The sequence below is a fragment of the Pseudomonas sp. LjRoot277 genome, assembly GCF_964253845.1.
Classification (GTDB): domain Bacteria; phylum Pseudomonadota; class Gammaproteobacteria; order Pseudomonadales; family Pseudomonadaceae; genus Aquipseudomonas.
Genome location: NZ_CAXURI020000001.1, coordinates 1,885,253 through 1,900,643, shown reverse-complemented (window position 1 = coordinate 1,900,643; position 15,391 = coordinate 1,885,253). Strand labels below are relative to the sequence as shown.

Annotated in this window: 15 protein-coding genes; 9 read left to right on the top strand and 6 right to left on the bottom strand. The window is 60.5% G+C overall.

Features of this window, described 5'->3' with window-relative positions; translation table 11 throughout:
* Window positions 1–72 precede the first annotated feature (72 nt).
* The 5 genes from ACSQ87_RS09065 (at window position 73) to ACSQ87_RS09045 (ending at window position 5,778) form a co-directional block, all read left to right on the top strand.
* The gene (locus tag ACSQ87_RS09065) at window positions 73–1,353 is read left to right on the top strand and encodes a glycerate kinase type-2 family protein (protein WP_223431576.1); all 1,281 of its coding nucleotides are present in this window, start codon (window positions 73–75) and stop codon (window positions 1,351–1,353) included.
* The gene (gene pyk, locus ACSQ87_RS09060; protein ID WP_223431577.1) at window positions 1,343–2,758 is read left to right on the top strand and encodes a pyruvate kinase; all 1,416 of its coding nucleotides are present in this window, start codon (window positions 1,343–1,345) and stop codon (window positions 2,756–2,758) included. Before ACSQ87_RS09065 ends, pyk begins: the two co-directional genes overlap by 11 nt.
* 146 nt (window positions 2,759–2,904) lie before the next feature.
* Complete coding sequence (locus tag ACSQ87_RS09055; RefSeq protein ID WP_223431578.1) at window positions 2,905–3,819, top strand: urea transporter; 915 nt, start codon at window positions 2,905–2,907, stop codon at window positions 3,817–3,819.
* Window positions 3,820–3,840: 21 nt separating this feature from the next.
* A complete protein-coding gene (locus ACSQ87_RS09050; protein ID WP_223431579.1) occupies window positions 3,841–4,665 on the top strand; it encodes an ion transporter in 825 nt (274 codons plus the stop codon).
* A 114-nt stretch (window positions 4,666–4,779) separates the two neighbouring features.
* The gene (locus tag ACSQ87_RS09045; protein ID WP_223431580.1) at window positions 4,780–5,778 is read left to right on the top strand and encodes a sulfate ABC transporter substrate-binding protein; all 999 of its coding nucleotides are present in this window, start codon (window positions 4,780–4,782) and stop codon (window positions 5,776–5,778) included.
* Window positions 5,779–5,964: 186 nt separating this feature from the next.
* Here ACSQ87_RS09045 and ACSQ87_RS09040 read toward each other — a convergent pair whose 3' ends face one another.
* Complete coding sequence (locus ACSQ87_RS09040; protein WP_436273585.1) at window positions 5,965–6,594, bottom strand: hypothetical protein; 630 nt, start codon at window positions 6,592–6,594, stop codon at window positions 5,965–5,967.
* 235 nt (window positions 6,595–6,829) lie between these two features.
* Between ACSQ87_RS09040 and ACSQ87_RS09035 the strand changes: the two genes are divergently transcribed.
* The 4 genes from ACSQ87_RS09035 to ACSQ87_RS09020 all read left to right on the top strand — a co-directional run bounded on the left by ACSQ87_RS09035 (window position 6,830) and on the right by ACSQ87_RS09020 (window position 10,564).
* On the top strand, window positions 6,830–8,035 hold the full coding sequence (locus ACSQ87_RS09035) for an MFS transporter (RefSeq protein WP_223431582.1): 1,206 nt from the start codon (window positions 6,830–6,832) through the stop codon (window positions 8,033–8,035).
* Window positions 8,036–8,282: 247 nt separating this feature from the next.
* Window positions 8,283–9,002 carry an SDR family oxidoreductase gene (locus ACSQ87_RS09030; RefSeq protein ID WP_223431583.1) on the top strand — a complete coding sequence of 240 codons (720 nt, stop codon included), beginning with the start codon at window positions 8,283–8,285 and terminating at the stop codon, window positions 9,000–9,002.
* 147 nt (window positions 9,003–9,149) lie between these two features.
* Window positions 9,150–10,037, top strand: coding sequence for a LysR family transcriptional regulator (locus ACSQ87_RS09025; protein ID WP_223431584.1), 888 nt, complete (start codon window positions 9,150–9,152; stop codon window positions 10,035–10,037).
* A gap of 59 nt (window positions 10,038–10,096) precedes the next feature.
* Complete coding sequence (locus ACSQ87_RS09020) at window positions 10,097–10,564, top strand: helix-turn-helix domain-containing protein (RefSeq protein ID WP_223431585.1); 468 nt, start codon at window positions 10,097–10,099, stop codon at window positions 10,562–10,564.
* Window positions 10,565–10,784: 220 nt separating this feature from the next.
* On the opposite strand, the gene ACSQ87_RS09015 is transcribed toward ACSQ87_RS09020, so the two are convergent.
* The 5 genes from ACSQ87_RS09015 to ACSQ87_RS08995 are packed head-to-tail and all read right to left on the bottom strand — an operon-like array spanning window position 10,785 to window position 15,390.
* Window positions 10,785–11,189 (bottom strand): hypothetical protein, encoded by a 405-nt coding sequence (locus ACSQ87_RS09015; protein ID WP_056742060.1) that lies wholly within the window; start codon window positions 11,187–11,189, stop codon window positions 10,785–10,787.
* 14 nt (window positions 11,190–11,203) lie between these two features.
* Complete coding sequence (ccmI, locus tag ACSQ87_RS09010; protein ID WP_223431586.1) at window positions 11,204–12,406, bottom strand: c-type cytochrome biogenesis protein CcmI; 1,203 nt, start codon at window positions 12,404–12,406, stop codon at window positions 11,204–11,206.
* Window positions 12,399–12,872 (bottom strand): cytochrome c-type biogenesis protein, encoded by a 474-nt coding sequence (locus ACSQ87_RS09005; protein ID WP_008145552.1) that lies wholly within the window; start codon window positions 12,870–12,872, stop codon window positions 12,399–12,401. The genes ccmI and ACSQ87_RS09005 overlap by 8 nt, the downstream gene beginning before the upstream one ends.
* The gene (locus ACSQ87_RS09000) at window positions 12,869–13,405 is read right to left on the bottom strand and encodes a DsbE family thiol:disulfide interchange protein (RefSeq protein WP_223431587.1); all 537 of its coding nucleotides are present in this window, start codon (window positions 13,403–13,405) and stop codon (window positions 12,869–12,871) included. The genes ACSQ87_RS09005 and ACSQ87_RS09000 overlap by 4 nt, the downstream gene beginning before the upstream one ends.
* A complete protein-coding gene (locus ACSQ87_RS08995) occupies window positions 13,402–15,390 on the bottom strand; it encodes a heme lyase CcmF/NrfE family subunit (RefSeq protein WP_223431588.1) in 1,989 nt (662 codons plus the stop codon). Before ACSQ87_RS08995 ends, ACSQ87_RS09000 begins: the two co-directional genes overlap by 4 nt.
* Between the last annotated feature and the right edge of the window lies 1 nt (window position 15,391).

Below are 15,391 nucleotides of genomic sequence, written 5' to 3'. Positions count from 1 at the left end.
CCTTCGCGAGCAAGCCCGCTCCCACAAGGAACCGAGTCGCCCTCCAAATAACAAGAAATCCGGGAGCCCGCCATGTCGGTCAATCCGCAACAATTGCTGCGCGAGCTGTTTGCCACAGCCATCGACGCGGCCCATCCGCAGCAAGTCCTCGAAGCCCATTTGCCCAAAGACCGCAGCGGTCGGGTGATCGTCATCGGCGCCGGCAAAGCCGCCGCGGCCATGGCCCAAGTGGTGGAGCGTTGCTGGCAGGGTGAAGTATCAGGTTTAGTGGTGACGCGTTACGGTCACGGCGCCCCGTGTGAAAAAATCGAAGTGGTTGAAGCCGCTCACCCGGTACCTGACGCTGCCGGTCTGGAGGTCGCCAAACGCGTGTTGGAACTGGTCAGCAATCTGACCGAAGACGACCGCGTGATCTTCCTGCTCTCGGGCGGTGGCTCTGCCCTGCTGGCGTTGCCCGCGGCCGGCATCACCCTGGCCGACAAGCAGTCGATCAACAAAGCCCTGCTCAAATCCGGCGCCACCATCGGCGAGATGAACTGCGTGCGCAAGCACCTCTCGGCGATCAAGGGCGGCCGTCTCGGCAAAGCCTGCTGGCCTGCCACTGTTTATACCTATGCGATTTCCGATGTACCGGGCGACCTCGCCACGGTCATCGCCTCCGGCCCCACCGTGGCCGACCCGAGCACCTCCGCCGAAGCGCTGGCGATCCTCAAGCGCTACGCCATCGAAGTCCCGATCTCGGTGCGCAACTGGCTGCAAAGCCCAGAATCGGAGACGGTCAAACCCGGCGACCTGAGCCTGGCGCGCAGTCATTTCCAACTGATCGCTCGTCCACAACAGTCGCTTGAAGCCGCTGCGGTGAAAGCACGTCAGGCCGGTTTCAGTCCGCTGATCCTCGGCGACCTGGAAGGCGAATCCCGCGAAGTGGCCAAGGTTCACGCCGGTATCGCCCGTCAGGTCGTGCTGCACGGTCAGCCACTGGCGGCGCCCTGCGTAATCCTCTCGGGCGGTGAAACCACCGTCACCGTACGCGGCAATGGCCGTGGCGGACGCAATGCCGAGTTCCTGCTGAGCCTGACCGACAGCCTCAAGGGCCTGCCCGGCGTCTACGCGCTGGCCGGCGACACCGACGGCATCGACGGCTCCGAAGACAACGCCGGCGCAATCATGACCCCGGACAGCTACGCCCGCGCCGCCGCCCTCGGTCTGAGCGCCAGCGACGAGTTGGACAACAACAATGGCTACGGATATTTCGAGGCGCTGGACGCGCTGATCGTCACTGAGCCGACCCGCACCAACGTCAACGACTTCCGTGCCATCCTGATTCTCGAGAGCCCTAAAAATGACGCCTGACAAGAAGGTTAAAATCCTCGCCACCCTCGGTCCTGCCACTAACGGGATCGACGACATCCGTGAGCTGGTGCAGGCCGGGGTCAACATCTTTCGCCTGAACTTCAGCCATGGCGATCACGCCGACCACGCTCAGCGCTATCAGTGGATTCGTGAAGTCGAGCGCCAGCTGAATTATCCCTTGGGCATTCTGATGGACCTGCAAGGCCCGAAACTGCGGGTCGGCAAGTTCGCCGAGGGCAAGGTGCAACTGCATCGCGGTCAGGCCTTGCGCCTGGACCTTGACCCGACGCCGGGCGATGAGCGCCGGGTCAACCTGCCTCACCCGGAAATCATCGCCGCACTCGAGCCGGGCATGGACCTGCTGCTGGACGACGGCAAGCTGCGTCTGCGCGTGGTCACCAAGTACTCCGACGCCATCGACACCACCGTGCTCAATGGCGGCGAGCTGTCGGACCGCAAAGGTGTGAACGTGCCGCAAGCGGTGCTCGACCTGAGCCCGCTGACCGCCAAGGACCGTCGTGATTTGAGCTTCGGTCTGGAGCTGGGTGTGGACTGGGTCGCGCTGTCGTTTGTGCAGCGTCCGGAAGACATCCGCGAGGCCCGCGAACTGATCGGCGACAAAGCGTTTTTGATGGCCAAGATCGAGAAGCCATCGGCCGTGACGCAACTGCGCGAGATCGCTGAATTGAGCGACGCGATCATGGTTGCTCGCGGTGACCTGGGCGTGGAAGTGCCGGCCGAAAGCGTGCCGCAGATTCAGAAAAACATCATCACCATTTGCCGTCAGCTCGGCAAACCGGTGGTGGTGGCGACCCAGATGCTGGAGTCGATGCGCTTCTCCCCGGCCCCTACCCGCGCCGAGGTGACCGATGTTGCCAACGCCGTGGCCGAAGGTGCGGATGCGGTGATGTTGTCGGCGGAAACTGCCTCTGGCGAGTACCCGCTGGAAGCTGTGCAGATGATGAGCAAGATCATTCGTCAGGTGGAAAATGGTCCGGACTATCAGGCGCAACTGGACGTGAGCCGGCCGAAGGCTGAGGCGACTGTTTCTGATGCGATCAGCTGCGCGATTCGTCGCATCAGCAATGTGCTGCCGGTGGCGGTGCTGGTGAATTACAGCGAGTCCGGCACCTCGAGTTTGCGTGCGGCGCGGGAACGGCCGACGGTGCCGATCCTCAACCTGACACCGAACCTGCAAACCGCTCGCCGATTGACGGTGGCGTGGGGCGTGCACTCGGTGGTCAATGACCGCCTGCGTCAGGTGGATGAAGTGTGCTCGACGGCGCTGGAGATTGCCCAGGCGCAGGGCATGGCCAAGCGTGGCGACACGTTATTGATCACGGCGGGTGTGCCGTTTGGGCAGCCGGGGTCGACTAACTCCTTGCGTATCGAGACGTTGATTTAGCGCCTGCACCGGCCTCTTCGCGAGCAAGTCGAATCGTCGCACCGCCGCTCCCACATTTAATCTGTGATCGACACAAAACTAATGTGGGAGCGGGCTTGCTCGCGAAACAGGCAACTCGGTCCCCCTGACACACCACAGACTTCATCATGCCTGCCAACCACTTCAACACCCACTGCCCCGACTGGGCGACTGCCCTGCTCAACGGTTTCAGTCAGATCTTTCTCCAGCGTCATCCGCTGTGCGGTCTGCTGTGCCTGTTGGCCATTCTTTTCACCGCGCCTGCCCTGCTCGGCGGTGCACTGCTGGGCGGTGTCGCCGGGTTACTCACCGCGCAACGACGCGGCTACGCCAAGGCCGATCGACAGGCCGGGCTCTTCAGTTACAACGGTGTCTTACTCGGCTTACTGCTGAGCCTCTACTTCCCCTGGTCAGCGATGTTGCCGCCGCTGATCATTGCCGCGGGCGGCCTGAGCGCGATGTTCACTCAACAGTGGCTCAAACGCGTCCGGGTCAGCCAATTCTTACCTGCCTATACGGCGCCCTTCGTGGGGCTGGGCTGGTTGCTGCTGTGCTTCGCCACGCCCTCGACAAATCCACACTTGATCGAAATCAACACACTGAACATGCTCGCCGCACCACTGAAAGGCCTCGGCCAGGTGATGTTCCTCGGTCATCCGCTGGCCGGCGGGCTGATTGCCGTGGGATTGCTGATCGCTGATCGCCGCGCATTCTGCTGGGCGTTGTTGGCGTCAGTCGCGGGCATGGGCTGGAGCATGCTGCATCACGACTTCTATACCGCATTGATCGGCCTCGGTGGCTATAACGCCGTACTCGCCGCCCTCACCTTCAGCTCGCAGCGCCAGAAGCCTTGGCTGCCGCTCATCGGTATTGCATCAGCGCTGTTGCTGACGCCGGTGTTTGCCGCCATCGGTCTGCCAACGCTGACCGCGCCGTTCATTCTCTCCTGCTGGCTGATCCGTACGATTGTTCAAATGCTCGGCAAGACCACTGTCGCCCGTACGCCTTGCACTCTGGAGGAGAATCAACCTAGGCTGCGCTGATCATTGGTTCAGGCGGTATCCATGGACAGCAGCAAAAACTGGCGTGAAGAGCTTTACGTCATGGTTTTCCAGAGCGACACCAAGGCCGGTCGGCGCTTCGACGGCATCCTGCTATTGATCATCCTCGCCAGCATTGTGATCGTGATGCTCGACAGCATCGACGCGGTTCACCAGAACTACGCCAACGTACTGGCGTACATCGAGTGGGGCTTCACCGTCATCTTCGCCATCGAATACGGCCTGCGGCTGTACTGCTCACCCAAGCCGTTGCGCTATGCGTTCAGCTTTTATGGACTGGTGGATTTGCTGGCGATCGTGCCCGGCATTCTTGCTCTGTATTACGCCGATGCGCAGTACCTGCTGATTATCCGGATCATTCGGATGCTGCGGATCTTCCGCGTACTCAAGCTCAGCCCGTACCTCAAGCAAGCCAACTATCTGATGTCCGCATTGCGCGGCAGCAAGCAGAAGATCGTGGTGTTTCTGCTCAGCGTCTGCACCTTGGTGACGGTCTTTGGCACCTTGATGTACGTGATCGAAGGCCCGGAGCACGGCTTTACCAGCATTCCCAAAGGGATCTATTGGGCTATCGTCACGCTGACCACCGTGGGCTTCGGCGACATCGTGCCGAAGACGCCGCTGGGTCAGGTGATTTCATCCTTGGTGATGATCACCGGTTACTCGATCATCGCCGTGCCGACGGGAATTTTCACCGCCGAACTGGCCAACGCGATGCGCGGCGAACAACTGCAACATGACTGCCCGGTGTGCAAGAAAAACAGCCACGAACATGGGGCGGCTTTCTGCTCACGGTGCGGTAATCAGCTATTCAAGAAAATGGAATAAGCAAAGTGCTTTTTAATCTTTAAAGGACTATGCGAGCCCCGTTATAGTCGCGGGCAAATTGCCTCTTTTAAATAAAAACTTTATGAACACTCTTTTTAAAACAAGGACTGCGCAGTGAAAAAACTCTTTGGCGCCTCACTTCTGGCCGCTGGCCTGGCTCTGGCCAGCGTGGCTCAGGCCGCACCGACCCTGCTTAACGTTTCCTACGACGTGATGCGCGATTTCTACAAGGACTACAACACTGCCTTCCAGAAACACTGGCAAGCCGAGCACAACGAAAACATCACCCTGCAGATGTCCTTCGGCGGCTCCAGCAAACAGGCGCGTTCGGTGATCGATGGCCTGCCGGCTGACGTCATCACCATGAACATGGCCACCGACATCAACGCCCTGGCGGACAACGGCAAACTGGTCCCGGATAACTGGGTCACCCGCCTGCCGAACAACAGTGCGCCGTTCACCTCGGCGACCGTGTTCATCGTCCGCAAAGGCAACCCGAAAGCCCTGAAAGACTGGCCCGACCTGCTCAAGGACGGCGTGCAGGTGATCGTGCCAAACCCGAAAACATCGGGTAACGGCCGCTACACCTACCTCTCGGCCTGGGGTTATGTGCTGAAAAACGGTGGTGACGAAAGCAAAGCCAAAGACTTCGTCGGCAAGCTGTTCAAACAAGCGCCGGTGCTGGATACCGGTGGCCGCGCAGCCACCACAACCTTCATGACCAACCAGATTGGTGATGTGCTGGTGACCTTCGAAAACGAAGCGGAGATGATTGCCCGTGAGTTTGGTCGTGATCAGTTCGAAGTCATTTACCCAAGCGTCTCCGCCGAAGCCGAGCCGCCAGTGTCGGTGGTCGACAAAACCGTCGATAAGAAAGGCACTCGCGCTGCTGCCGAGGAATACCTGAAGTACCTGTGGTCGCCGGAAGGTCAGGAGATTGCGGCGGCGAACTACCTGCGTCCGCGTGATCCGGCGGTGCTGGCCAAGTACACCGATCGTTTCCCGAAAGTGGATTTCCTGTCGGTAGAGAAGACCTTTGGTGACTGGCGAACTGTGCAGAAGACCCACTTCAATGATGGTGGGATCTTTGATCAGATTTACAGCGGTCAGTAACTCCTGAGCCCAATGAAAAAGGCGACCTGAGAAGGTCGCCTTTTTTGTGCCCGAACATCATGTTCGCTGAAGATCCCCTGTGGGAGCGGGCTTGCTCGCGAAAGGAGTGTGACAGTCAACATAGATGTTGAATGTTATGGCGCCTTCGCGAGCAAGCCCGCTCCCACAGGGGGCTATCACCCGCCATTACATCGGCGGTGTCACGCCGTCCTTGCCCGCCGCAATCGACTGAGCCGTCAGCGTCCCATCGGCACTCTGCGTCACAAACGTCACGATCTTCACCCCCACCTTCAGCAAGCTCCGATCCCCCGGCACCAGGTTCACGATCGGCACATCCTCCGGCACCAGAATCTTCTGCTGCCCGCCCTTGTAGTTGACGGTCAAGACCCGACCATTGCTAACCACCAGATCGCCCACGCTGCCATTGGTCATGCTACTGCCCTTCGCCAAATCAAATGGCCGATGACCGTCGCCGCTACCGGCCAGTTCCGGCGGGAAGACATGGACTTCCAGTGCCTTGAGCGTGCCGTCTTCCTGCGGTATGGCTGCCGAGCCGATGTAGCTGCCGGGTTTGATGTCTTCAATGTTGGCCAGAGTGACGGCGTGAACTTTGGTGTCTTTGCTCAGGTTGATGACCACGTTTTCACCACTGTTGACATGCACTTTCAGCGCGTCGGGACTGCCCCCTGTGATCTCGCCGCGAACGCCGATGCGCATGCCCGGCGCGTCAGCAGCCTGGGCAAGACCTGCCGTGAACAAGCCGATCAAGGTAACCACTGAAGCGCCGCGAATCAGGTGACGAAACATCGCATTCATGAAGTGCCTTCCGTTTTATGAAACGTGAATAGAGAACATAAGCACGCTATCGAACAGGATGTAAGTGAATGTATCATCGGACCTCGATATTTTGACGCAAGGTTCCTCGATGGACATCACACACGTCCGTCACTCATTCCGCAACGGAATGATTGCTATCACTCCAAACCCTCTTCTGCCCATTCCGATAGCTCTTTAGCCTGCGCGCATTCTCTTTTGCTCAGCGAGACCCGTTATGAACCCAGCGACCCAGGTGCCCCACGGCACCGCAACAATGACCCGAGGCATGGTGCTGCTATTTGCCTTCTGCTGCGGCGCCATCGTTGCCAACATTTACTACGCCCAACCGATCATCGGCCTGATCGCACCCGACATAGGCCTCACCAGCACCATGGCCAGCCTGATCGTTTCACTGACCCAGATCGGTTACGCGTTGGGTCTGTTCTTCCTGGTGCCGCTGGGTGATCTGCTGGAAAACCGTCGTTTGATGATAATCACCACGGTGGTGGCGATTGCCAGTCTGCTGGGCGCTGCGTTCACCGATCAGCCAAATGTGTTTTTGCTGATCTCGTTGCTGGTGGGGTTCAGTTCGGTGTCGGTGCAAATCCTGATTCCGCTGGCCGCGCATCTGGCACCGGAGGAGTCTCGCGGGCGTGTGGTCGGCGGGATCATGGGCGGTTTGCTGCTGGGGATTCTGTTGGCGCGGCCGGTGTCCAGCGTGGTGGCTGACCACTTCGGCTGGCGTGCGATGTTTGTGATTGCAGCGGTGTTGATGGCGGCGATCAGCATGGTGTTGGCGCTGACGATTCCCAAGCGCCAGCCTGATCACAGTGCTTCTTATGGTCAGTTGCTGGGGTCTCTGTGGACCCTGTTGCGTCAACAACCGGTGTTACGTCAGCGCGCGTTTTACCAGGGGTGCATGTTCGCCACGTTCAGCCTGTTCTGGACCGCCGTACCGCTGGAACTGGCGCGCAATCATGGCTTGTCGCAAACCCAGATCGCAATCTTCGCCCTGGTCGGGGCCATCGGCGCCATCGCGGCACCCATTGCCGGTCGACTGGCCGATGCCGGCCACACTCGCATTGCTTCACTGCTGGCCCTGCTGTTCGCCAGCCTGAGCTTCCTGCCCGCCTTCATCCACCCGGCCTACAGCGTCATCGGCCTCGCGGTCACCGGCGTGGTGCTCGACTTCTGCGTGCAGATGAACATGGTCCTCGGCCAACGCGCTGTCTACGCCCTCGACGCCAAAAGCCGCAGCCGCCTGAATGCGTTGTACATGACCAGCATCTTCATCGGCGGCGCGTTTGGTTCCTCGGTGGCCAGTGCGGTATATGAACACGGCGGCTGGTTGTGGATCGTGATTGTGGGTAGCGCGTTTCCGCTGTTGGCGTTGTTGCGGTTTTTGAGTGTTTCAGAGAAGCGTTTGTTGGCGACGGCATAGTCCACCAATAGCTTCGCGGGCAAGGGGTAGGCGCCCGCGAAGGCAATGGGCTTGATATCACTCAGTGCCGAACCAGGCCGCGGCATTCGCCCCAAGAATGAATACTTTCGCTCAGCCTGATCCGTTACCCCGAGGTCAACCCGGATTACACTCAGCGTCCTGAGCCTGACGCGATGCTGGATGCGATTCGCGGCTGAACCGATCAAATGCCGCCTGAGCCGCGACATGTTCTTTCAAGGAGTGTGTAATGACCCGACGTACCTTTCTAATCACCGGCGCTAGCAAAGGTATCGGCCGCGCGGTCGCCGAGCACCTGGACCGCGCGGGTCATCGTGTGGTCGGAATCGCCCGTTCGCCCGACCTGAGCTTTCCCGGCATTCTGTTTCCGCTGGATCTGAGCGACAGGGCACTGACTCAGGAAGTGCTGGCGGAGCTGGCCAGGACTTATGAGTTCGACGGGCTGGTGAACAACGTCGGCCTGGTGCGCCCGCAGGTGCTGGGGGAAATCGACCTCGACACGTTCGACGACGTGATGCGGGTCAACCTGCATTCGGCCTTGCAGGCTACTCAGGCACTGCTGCCGAATATGCGCGCCAAGGCCTGGGGTCGGGTAGTGAACATCTCCAGCCTGACTGTGCTGGGTATCACGCAGCGCACCGCCTACGCGGCGGCCAAAGCCGCGTTGATCAGCTTCACGCGATCCTGGGCGCTGGAACTGGCGCAAACCGGCGTGACGGTGAACGCCGTGGCCCCGGGCCCGACCGAAACCGAACTGTTTCGCACCAACAATCCACCGGGCAGCGAAGGTGAAGCGCGTTACCTGGCCGGCGTGCCGATGGGTCGGCTGGGGCAGCCGCAGGAGATCGCGGCGGCGATTGCGTTTTTGTTGTCTGAGCAGAGCGGATTCATCACCGGGCAAACCTTGTTTGTCGACGGTGGCGCATCTGTGGGCAAAGCAGCTTTCTGATAAACAACACCAATCAAATGTGGGAGCGGCGATGCGGCGATCCGACTTGCTCGCGAAGACGGACTGACATTCACCATTGATGTCGACTGATACACCGCTTTCGCGAGCAAGCCCGCTCCCACAATTCGATCTCCACAAGGACTCAAAATGGACCGCCTCGCCGCAATGGAAACCTTCGTCTACGTGGTGGAAACCGGTTCGTTTTCCGCCGCCGCCCGGCGCTTGAATATCGGCCAGCCCGCCGTCTCGAAAGCCATCGCGCATTTGGAGGCGCGCCTCGCGGTCAGGCTGCTGTTGCGCTCGACCCGAGGCCTGACGCCGACCGAGGCGGGCCTGGCCTTTTTCGAACGGTCCAAGCGTGCCATCGAAGAAGCGGACGAGGCCGACAACGCCGCTCGCGGTGCCGCCAGCGGCCTGACCGGCAACCTGCGCATCTGCGCCGCCGTGACCTTCGGCCGACTGCACATCGTTCCGCACCTGGGACCCTTTCTCGATCAGAACCCGGACCTGAACATCGATTTGATGCTGGACGATCGCAACGTCAATCTGGTGGAAGAAGGCGTCGACATCGCCCTGCGCATGGGCGCCTTGAGCGACTCCGGCCTCACCGCCCGCAAGATCGCCGAGTGTCGGCGCATGGTGCTGGGCACGCCCACCTATTTCGAAAAACATGGCGAGCCTACCTGCCCTGCCGATCTGAGCAAACACCATGCAATCGTCTACACCTTGGGTGGCGGAGCCGATTGGCAGTTCCGCAACGGGACAGATGATCAGTCAGTCATCATCAGCGGGCGAATCCGCGTCAACGCCGCCGAAGGTCTGCGTGCAGCCGTGCTCGCCCATCAAGGGCTGACCATGGCGTCCGAATGGATGTTTGCCCCGGAACTGGCCAACGGCGCGGTCAGGGAAGTGATGAAGGATTGGACATTGCCGAATCAGGACCTTTGGGCGGTGTTTCCCACGGGCAGAATGGCCAGTGCGAAGGCCCGGGCGTTTGTGGAGTATGTGCAGGGGTTGTTAGCGAAAGAGACCTGATGTTTCGATTAATTCGAATAGCCTGCCAACTTCGATTATTCAGAATATTGGAAACCGCCATGTCGCCTGTCATCCACCCGCCGATTACCTTGCCTATGGAGCGCGAAGTACAAGCTGCCATCGAGGGGCAGCGCGCCTTGGCGGCCTATCTTGCGACTCAATTCGAAACTCAGCACATCCAGATTTTCGACGAGCAGAATGAAGCTCATACCGTCGAACTGCCCACCTCAGCCCTCAGGTTGTTGGTCGACATTCTGGCTGAGCTAGCAGCAGGCAACGCCGTCAAAGTGGTCCCGGTTCACGCCGAATTGACCACCCAGGAAGCCGCCGACCTGCTTAACGTCTCACGCCCACACCTGATCAAGCTGCTTGAATCCGGCGAGTTGTCCTACCACAAAACCGGCAAGCACCGACGTGTGCGCTTTGCCGATTTGATGGACTATAAAAACCGGCGCGACACTGCCAGCGAGCAAGCAATGACGCTTCTCGCCGAGCAGGCACAAGCATTAAGGACAGGATACGAGTGAGGCACTCCTCTTTTACCGCTGTATATGACGCCTGTGTTCTGTACCCCGCACCCCAGAGCTACGCAATCAAGATCAAAAGATCGCAGGCTTCGCCAGCGCCTACCTTTACCGCATGCACCCGCCGGTCTCTGTCGTACACGATCCTGTAGGAGCTGGCGAAGCCTGCGATCTTTTCAGACGCCAAAAAGCAAAACGGCGATCCTTAGATCGCCGTTTTTGTTTACTGCCCGAATTGCCGTCCCAACCCGCCCGGCACGCCATGGATGTCTGTCTCTTCCCATGGCCCGTTCGGGCTGATCGACCGGCTCCAGCCGTTATCCCAGCGGTAGTACGTACGCTGGCGGTAGAAGGTGTTGGTCTGATCATCGAGTACGTACACGCCGAGCTTGGCGTCCCAATGGCTGTTGCCACCCGGTGGCGGCGCGAAGCTGGCGGAGGTGCGTGGCAACGGTTTGGCGGGCTTGGCCGGAATGCCCGGCTTGCCCGGTGTCGGTGTCGTGGACGGCGTCGGACGCGGCTGCGACGGCGGGATCGGTGGCAGCCGTTCAGGCTGCTGCGGTTGGACCACGCAAGCGCTTAACCCCAAAACCATACTGAGCAGGGTGATACGAGCGATGGCGGTCATAGTGGCGATTCCTGTCATTTGTCCGGGCTGTCGATGGTCAGTGTTTGCGGCGCAGTGGTGCTGCTGGCCAGAGGCTGGCTGCGACCGATCCATTCGCCGGCAGTGGGTTTGCCGGCGCGGGAGACGCGTGCAACCAGTTGGACTTCAGGGAAGTTCGACAGTTTCAACTGCGGCATCATTGCGTCGGCGTCGCCCAGTTCAACGGTCGCCGGCAAGTCGGCCACGGTCAGCCGTTTGGCGGCCAATGGCGCAGGAGGCCCTGCGGTGGCGCGGGCGAAAATGAATACGCTGTCGCCCGGCTGGACCTTGGCTTTCAGCTCTGGCGCCAGATCCACGCGCACCTTGAGCAGTGCCGCCACCTTGGCGGCGGGCGCCTGGGCCACCTTGCCGCCACTGGCTTCGAGTTTCTCGGTGGCCCGAGTGATGCCGCCTTGCAGCGCGGCGCGGGAACTGTCCTCCGGTGGCAGTTGCACCAGCAGGCGATTCCAGTAGTCGATGGCGTCCTGATAACGCTGGCTTTCAAAGGCAGCAATACCGAGTAACCCAAGGCTGGTGACTTCTTTCGGATCGGCTTTCAGTGCTTCGTCGGTCAGGGCCTGAACCTTGTCCGACCACTTCTTGCCGTCGGCGAAGTACTGGGCCTGCGCCCATTGGCCCAACAGTTCCGGCTGACGACCGGCCAGGTTCACCGTGCGTTCGAAGATCTTCGCCGCATCGCCAGGACGATCCTGAGCCATGTACGTGCGACCGAGGAAATACAGGCCTTCAGCCGAATCCGGCTGAGCCGCGACTGCACGCTCCAGGCGGCGGGTCATCTCTTCCATCGACTGCGGCGCCTGGGAGAATTCGCGGGTCAGTTCGACCTTGTCGCTCGCCCCGAAATGCAGGTACAGACCGAGGCCCAACACCGGCACCAGAATCGCCGCCAGCAACGGCCACGGCTTGCCCAGGCGGGACACGCGCGGCGCCTCGACGCCTTCGGTGTCGGCGAGCAACTCACGGGCGGCTTCGGCGCGACCGGTGTCCATTTGCGCGGCGTCGAGAACGCCCTCTTCCTGCTGAGTCTGCAACTCAGCCACGCGTTCCTGATACAGCGCGACATTCAGGGCCGTACGATCCTCTTCAAGCTGGGCGCGGCGGCCACGCAGAACAGGGATCAGCAGAAAACTCAGGGCAACCAGAAGTAGCAGACCTGCAGCGAGCCAGAAATCAATCATTCTTGGTTTTATCCAACAGGTGGTCGAGGCGCTCACGCTCCTCGGCGGAAAGCTCATCCTTGGTGTCAGCGCGTTGCACGCGACGACGGCGGACGATCACGGCGATGATCACAAAACCGCCCAGCAACAGGCCGGCAGGGCCGAACCAGAGCACAGCAGTCTTGGCGTTCAGAGCGGGTTTGTAGCGGACGAAATCACCGTAGCGGTCGACCATGAAGTCGATGATTTGCTGGTTGTCCTTGCCCTCGCCGAGCATGCGAAAAATCTCTTTGCGCAGGTCGGCGGCGATCGGTGCGTTGGAATCGGCAATGTCCTGATTCTGGCACTTGGGGCAACGCAGCTCTTTGGTCAGCTCGCGAAAACGCTCGCGATCACCTTCTTTTGCGAACTCGTAGGTGTCGATGGCCGCGTGCGCCACGCCGGCCATGCTCAAACCCAATACCGCGGCGGCTATCCAGCGCTTCATGGCTTGGCCTCATCAACCAGCGCCTGATACTTGGCCGCCAGTTTTTCGCGCCAGACCTGTTCGTCGATCACGCCAACGAACTTGTCGCGGATGATGCCCTTGGCGTCGATGAAGAAAGTTTCCGGAGCGCCATAAACGCCGAGGTTCAGGCCCAGGGTGCCTGCATCGTCACGAATATCCAGCTGATACGGATTGTGGAATTCCACCAGCCACTTCAAGGCGTCAGCGTTAACGTCCTTGTAGTTGATGCCGTAGATCACCACGCCCTTCTCGGCCAGTTTGTTCAGCACCGGGTGCTCGACCCGGCAAGAAATGCACCAGGTGCCCCAGACGTTAACCAGCGCTGGTTTACCCAGAATATCCGCCTTGGTCAGGGTTTTTTCGCCCTGCACGGCCGGCAGGGAAAACTCCGGGAACGGCTTGTTGATCATCGCCGAAGGCAGCTCGGCCGGGTCCAGATAGAGCCCGCGGTAAAGGAAAACAGCCACCACCAGAAAAATCACCAGTGGCAACAGCATCAACCAACGTCTCATGCCGTGGCTCCCGTCATGCCCAGTGCTTCACGCACACGGCTGTTCACCTTGACCCGGTAACGGCGATCCAACGCCGCCAGCAACCCGCCCAAACCGGTGAGCAGACCACCGAACCAGATCCAGCGCACGAACGGTTTGACGTGGACGCGAACGGCCCAGGCGCCATCGCCCAACGGTTCGCCGAGTGCGACGTAGAGGTCGCGGGTGAAACCGGCGTCGATCCCGGCTTCGGTCATCACCGAGTTCTGCACGGTGTAGAGGCGTTTTTCCGGGTGCAGCACGCTGACTTCCTTGCCGTCGCGGATCACCCGAACGGTGCCCTTGTCGGAGGTGAAGTTCGGGCCTTCGAAATGCTTGGCGCCTTCGAACACGAAGTGGTAACCGGCCAGGTCCATGGACTCGCCCGGCGCCAGACGCAAATCGCGCTCGGCACTGTTCTGGCTCGACAGCACGACGCCGAGGGCACACACGGCGATGCCGAGGTGAGCGACCTGCATGCCCCAATAGCTGCGGGTCAGGGTCGGCAGGCCTTTGATCAGGCCTTTGTGGCGAGTCTTGTCGACGATGTCACGCACACCGGCCAGCAACACCCAGGCCGCGAGCATGAAGGTCGCGATCACCGCCCAGTTGAAATCGCCATAAGCAACACCCGCTACCACGGCTAAAGCGGCGCTGCCGAGCAACACCGGGGTCAGCATGCTCAACAGCCATTTGACCGGAGTGTCTTTCCAGCGCACCAGCATGCCGACTGCCATCACCATCATCAGCAAGGCCATCAACGGGATGAACAGTGCGTTGAAGTACGGCGGGCCGACCGACAGCTTGGCGCCGGTCATCGCATCGAGAATCAGCGGATACAAGGTGCCGAGCAGAATCATCGAGGCCGCCACCACCAGCACCAGGTTGTTACCCAGCAGCAGGGTTTCCCGGGACCAGAGGTTGAAGCCAACGTGGCTCTTCACCACGGGAGCGCGCAGGGCAAACAGCGTTAGCGAGCCACCGACCACGAACAGTAGGAAGATCAGGATGAACACACCGCGCTCAGGGTCGGACGCAAAGGCGTGAACCGACGTCAGCACGCCGGAACGCACGAGGAAGGTCCCCAGCAAGCTCAACGAGAAGGCAGCGATGGCCAGCAACACGGTCCAACTCTTGAACACGCCACGTTTTTCCGTGACCGCCAACGAGTGAATCAGCGCCGTACCCACCAACCATGGCATGAAGGAGGCGTTTTCCACCGGGTCCCAGAACCACCAGCCACCCCAGCCGAGTTCGTAGTACGCCCACCACGAACCGAGGGTGATGCCGATACCGAGGAAGGCCCAGGCGACGATGGTCCACGGACGGGACCAGCGAGCCCACGCCGCATCAAGACGACCGCCCAGCAGTGCAGCGATGGCGAACGCGAACGCCACGGAGAAACCGACATAGCCCATGTACAACATCGGCGGGTGAACGATCAGGCCGATGTCTTGCAGCAGTGGGTTGAGATCACGACCGTCCGCAGGAATCTGCGGCAGGATCCGTGCAAACGGGTTGGACGTGAGGATCAGGAACAGCAGGAAACCGGTGCTGATCATGCCCATCACCGCCAAAACCCGCGCCAGCATCACTTGCGGCAACTGCCGGGAAAACACCGACACCGCGAAGGTCCAGCCGCCGAGAATCAACGCCCAGAGCAGCAACGACCCTTCGTGAGCGCCCCACACCGCGCTGAACTTGTAGTACCACGGCAAGGCGCTGTTGGAGTTGCTGGCCACATAGGCGACGGAGAAATCGTCGGACATGAAGGCGTAAGTCAGGCAACCGAAGGAGAACAGCAGAAACGCGAACTGGCCCCAAGCCGCTGGTTGAGCGAGGCTCATCCACAAGCGGTCACCGCGCCAGGCACCAAGCAACGGCACCACGGCCTGAACCAGCGCGAAACACAGCGCCAGAATCATGGCCAGATGGCCGAGTTCAGGAATATAGAGTCCGGACGTCATC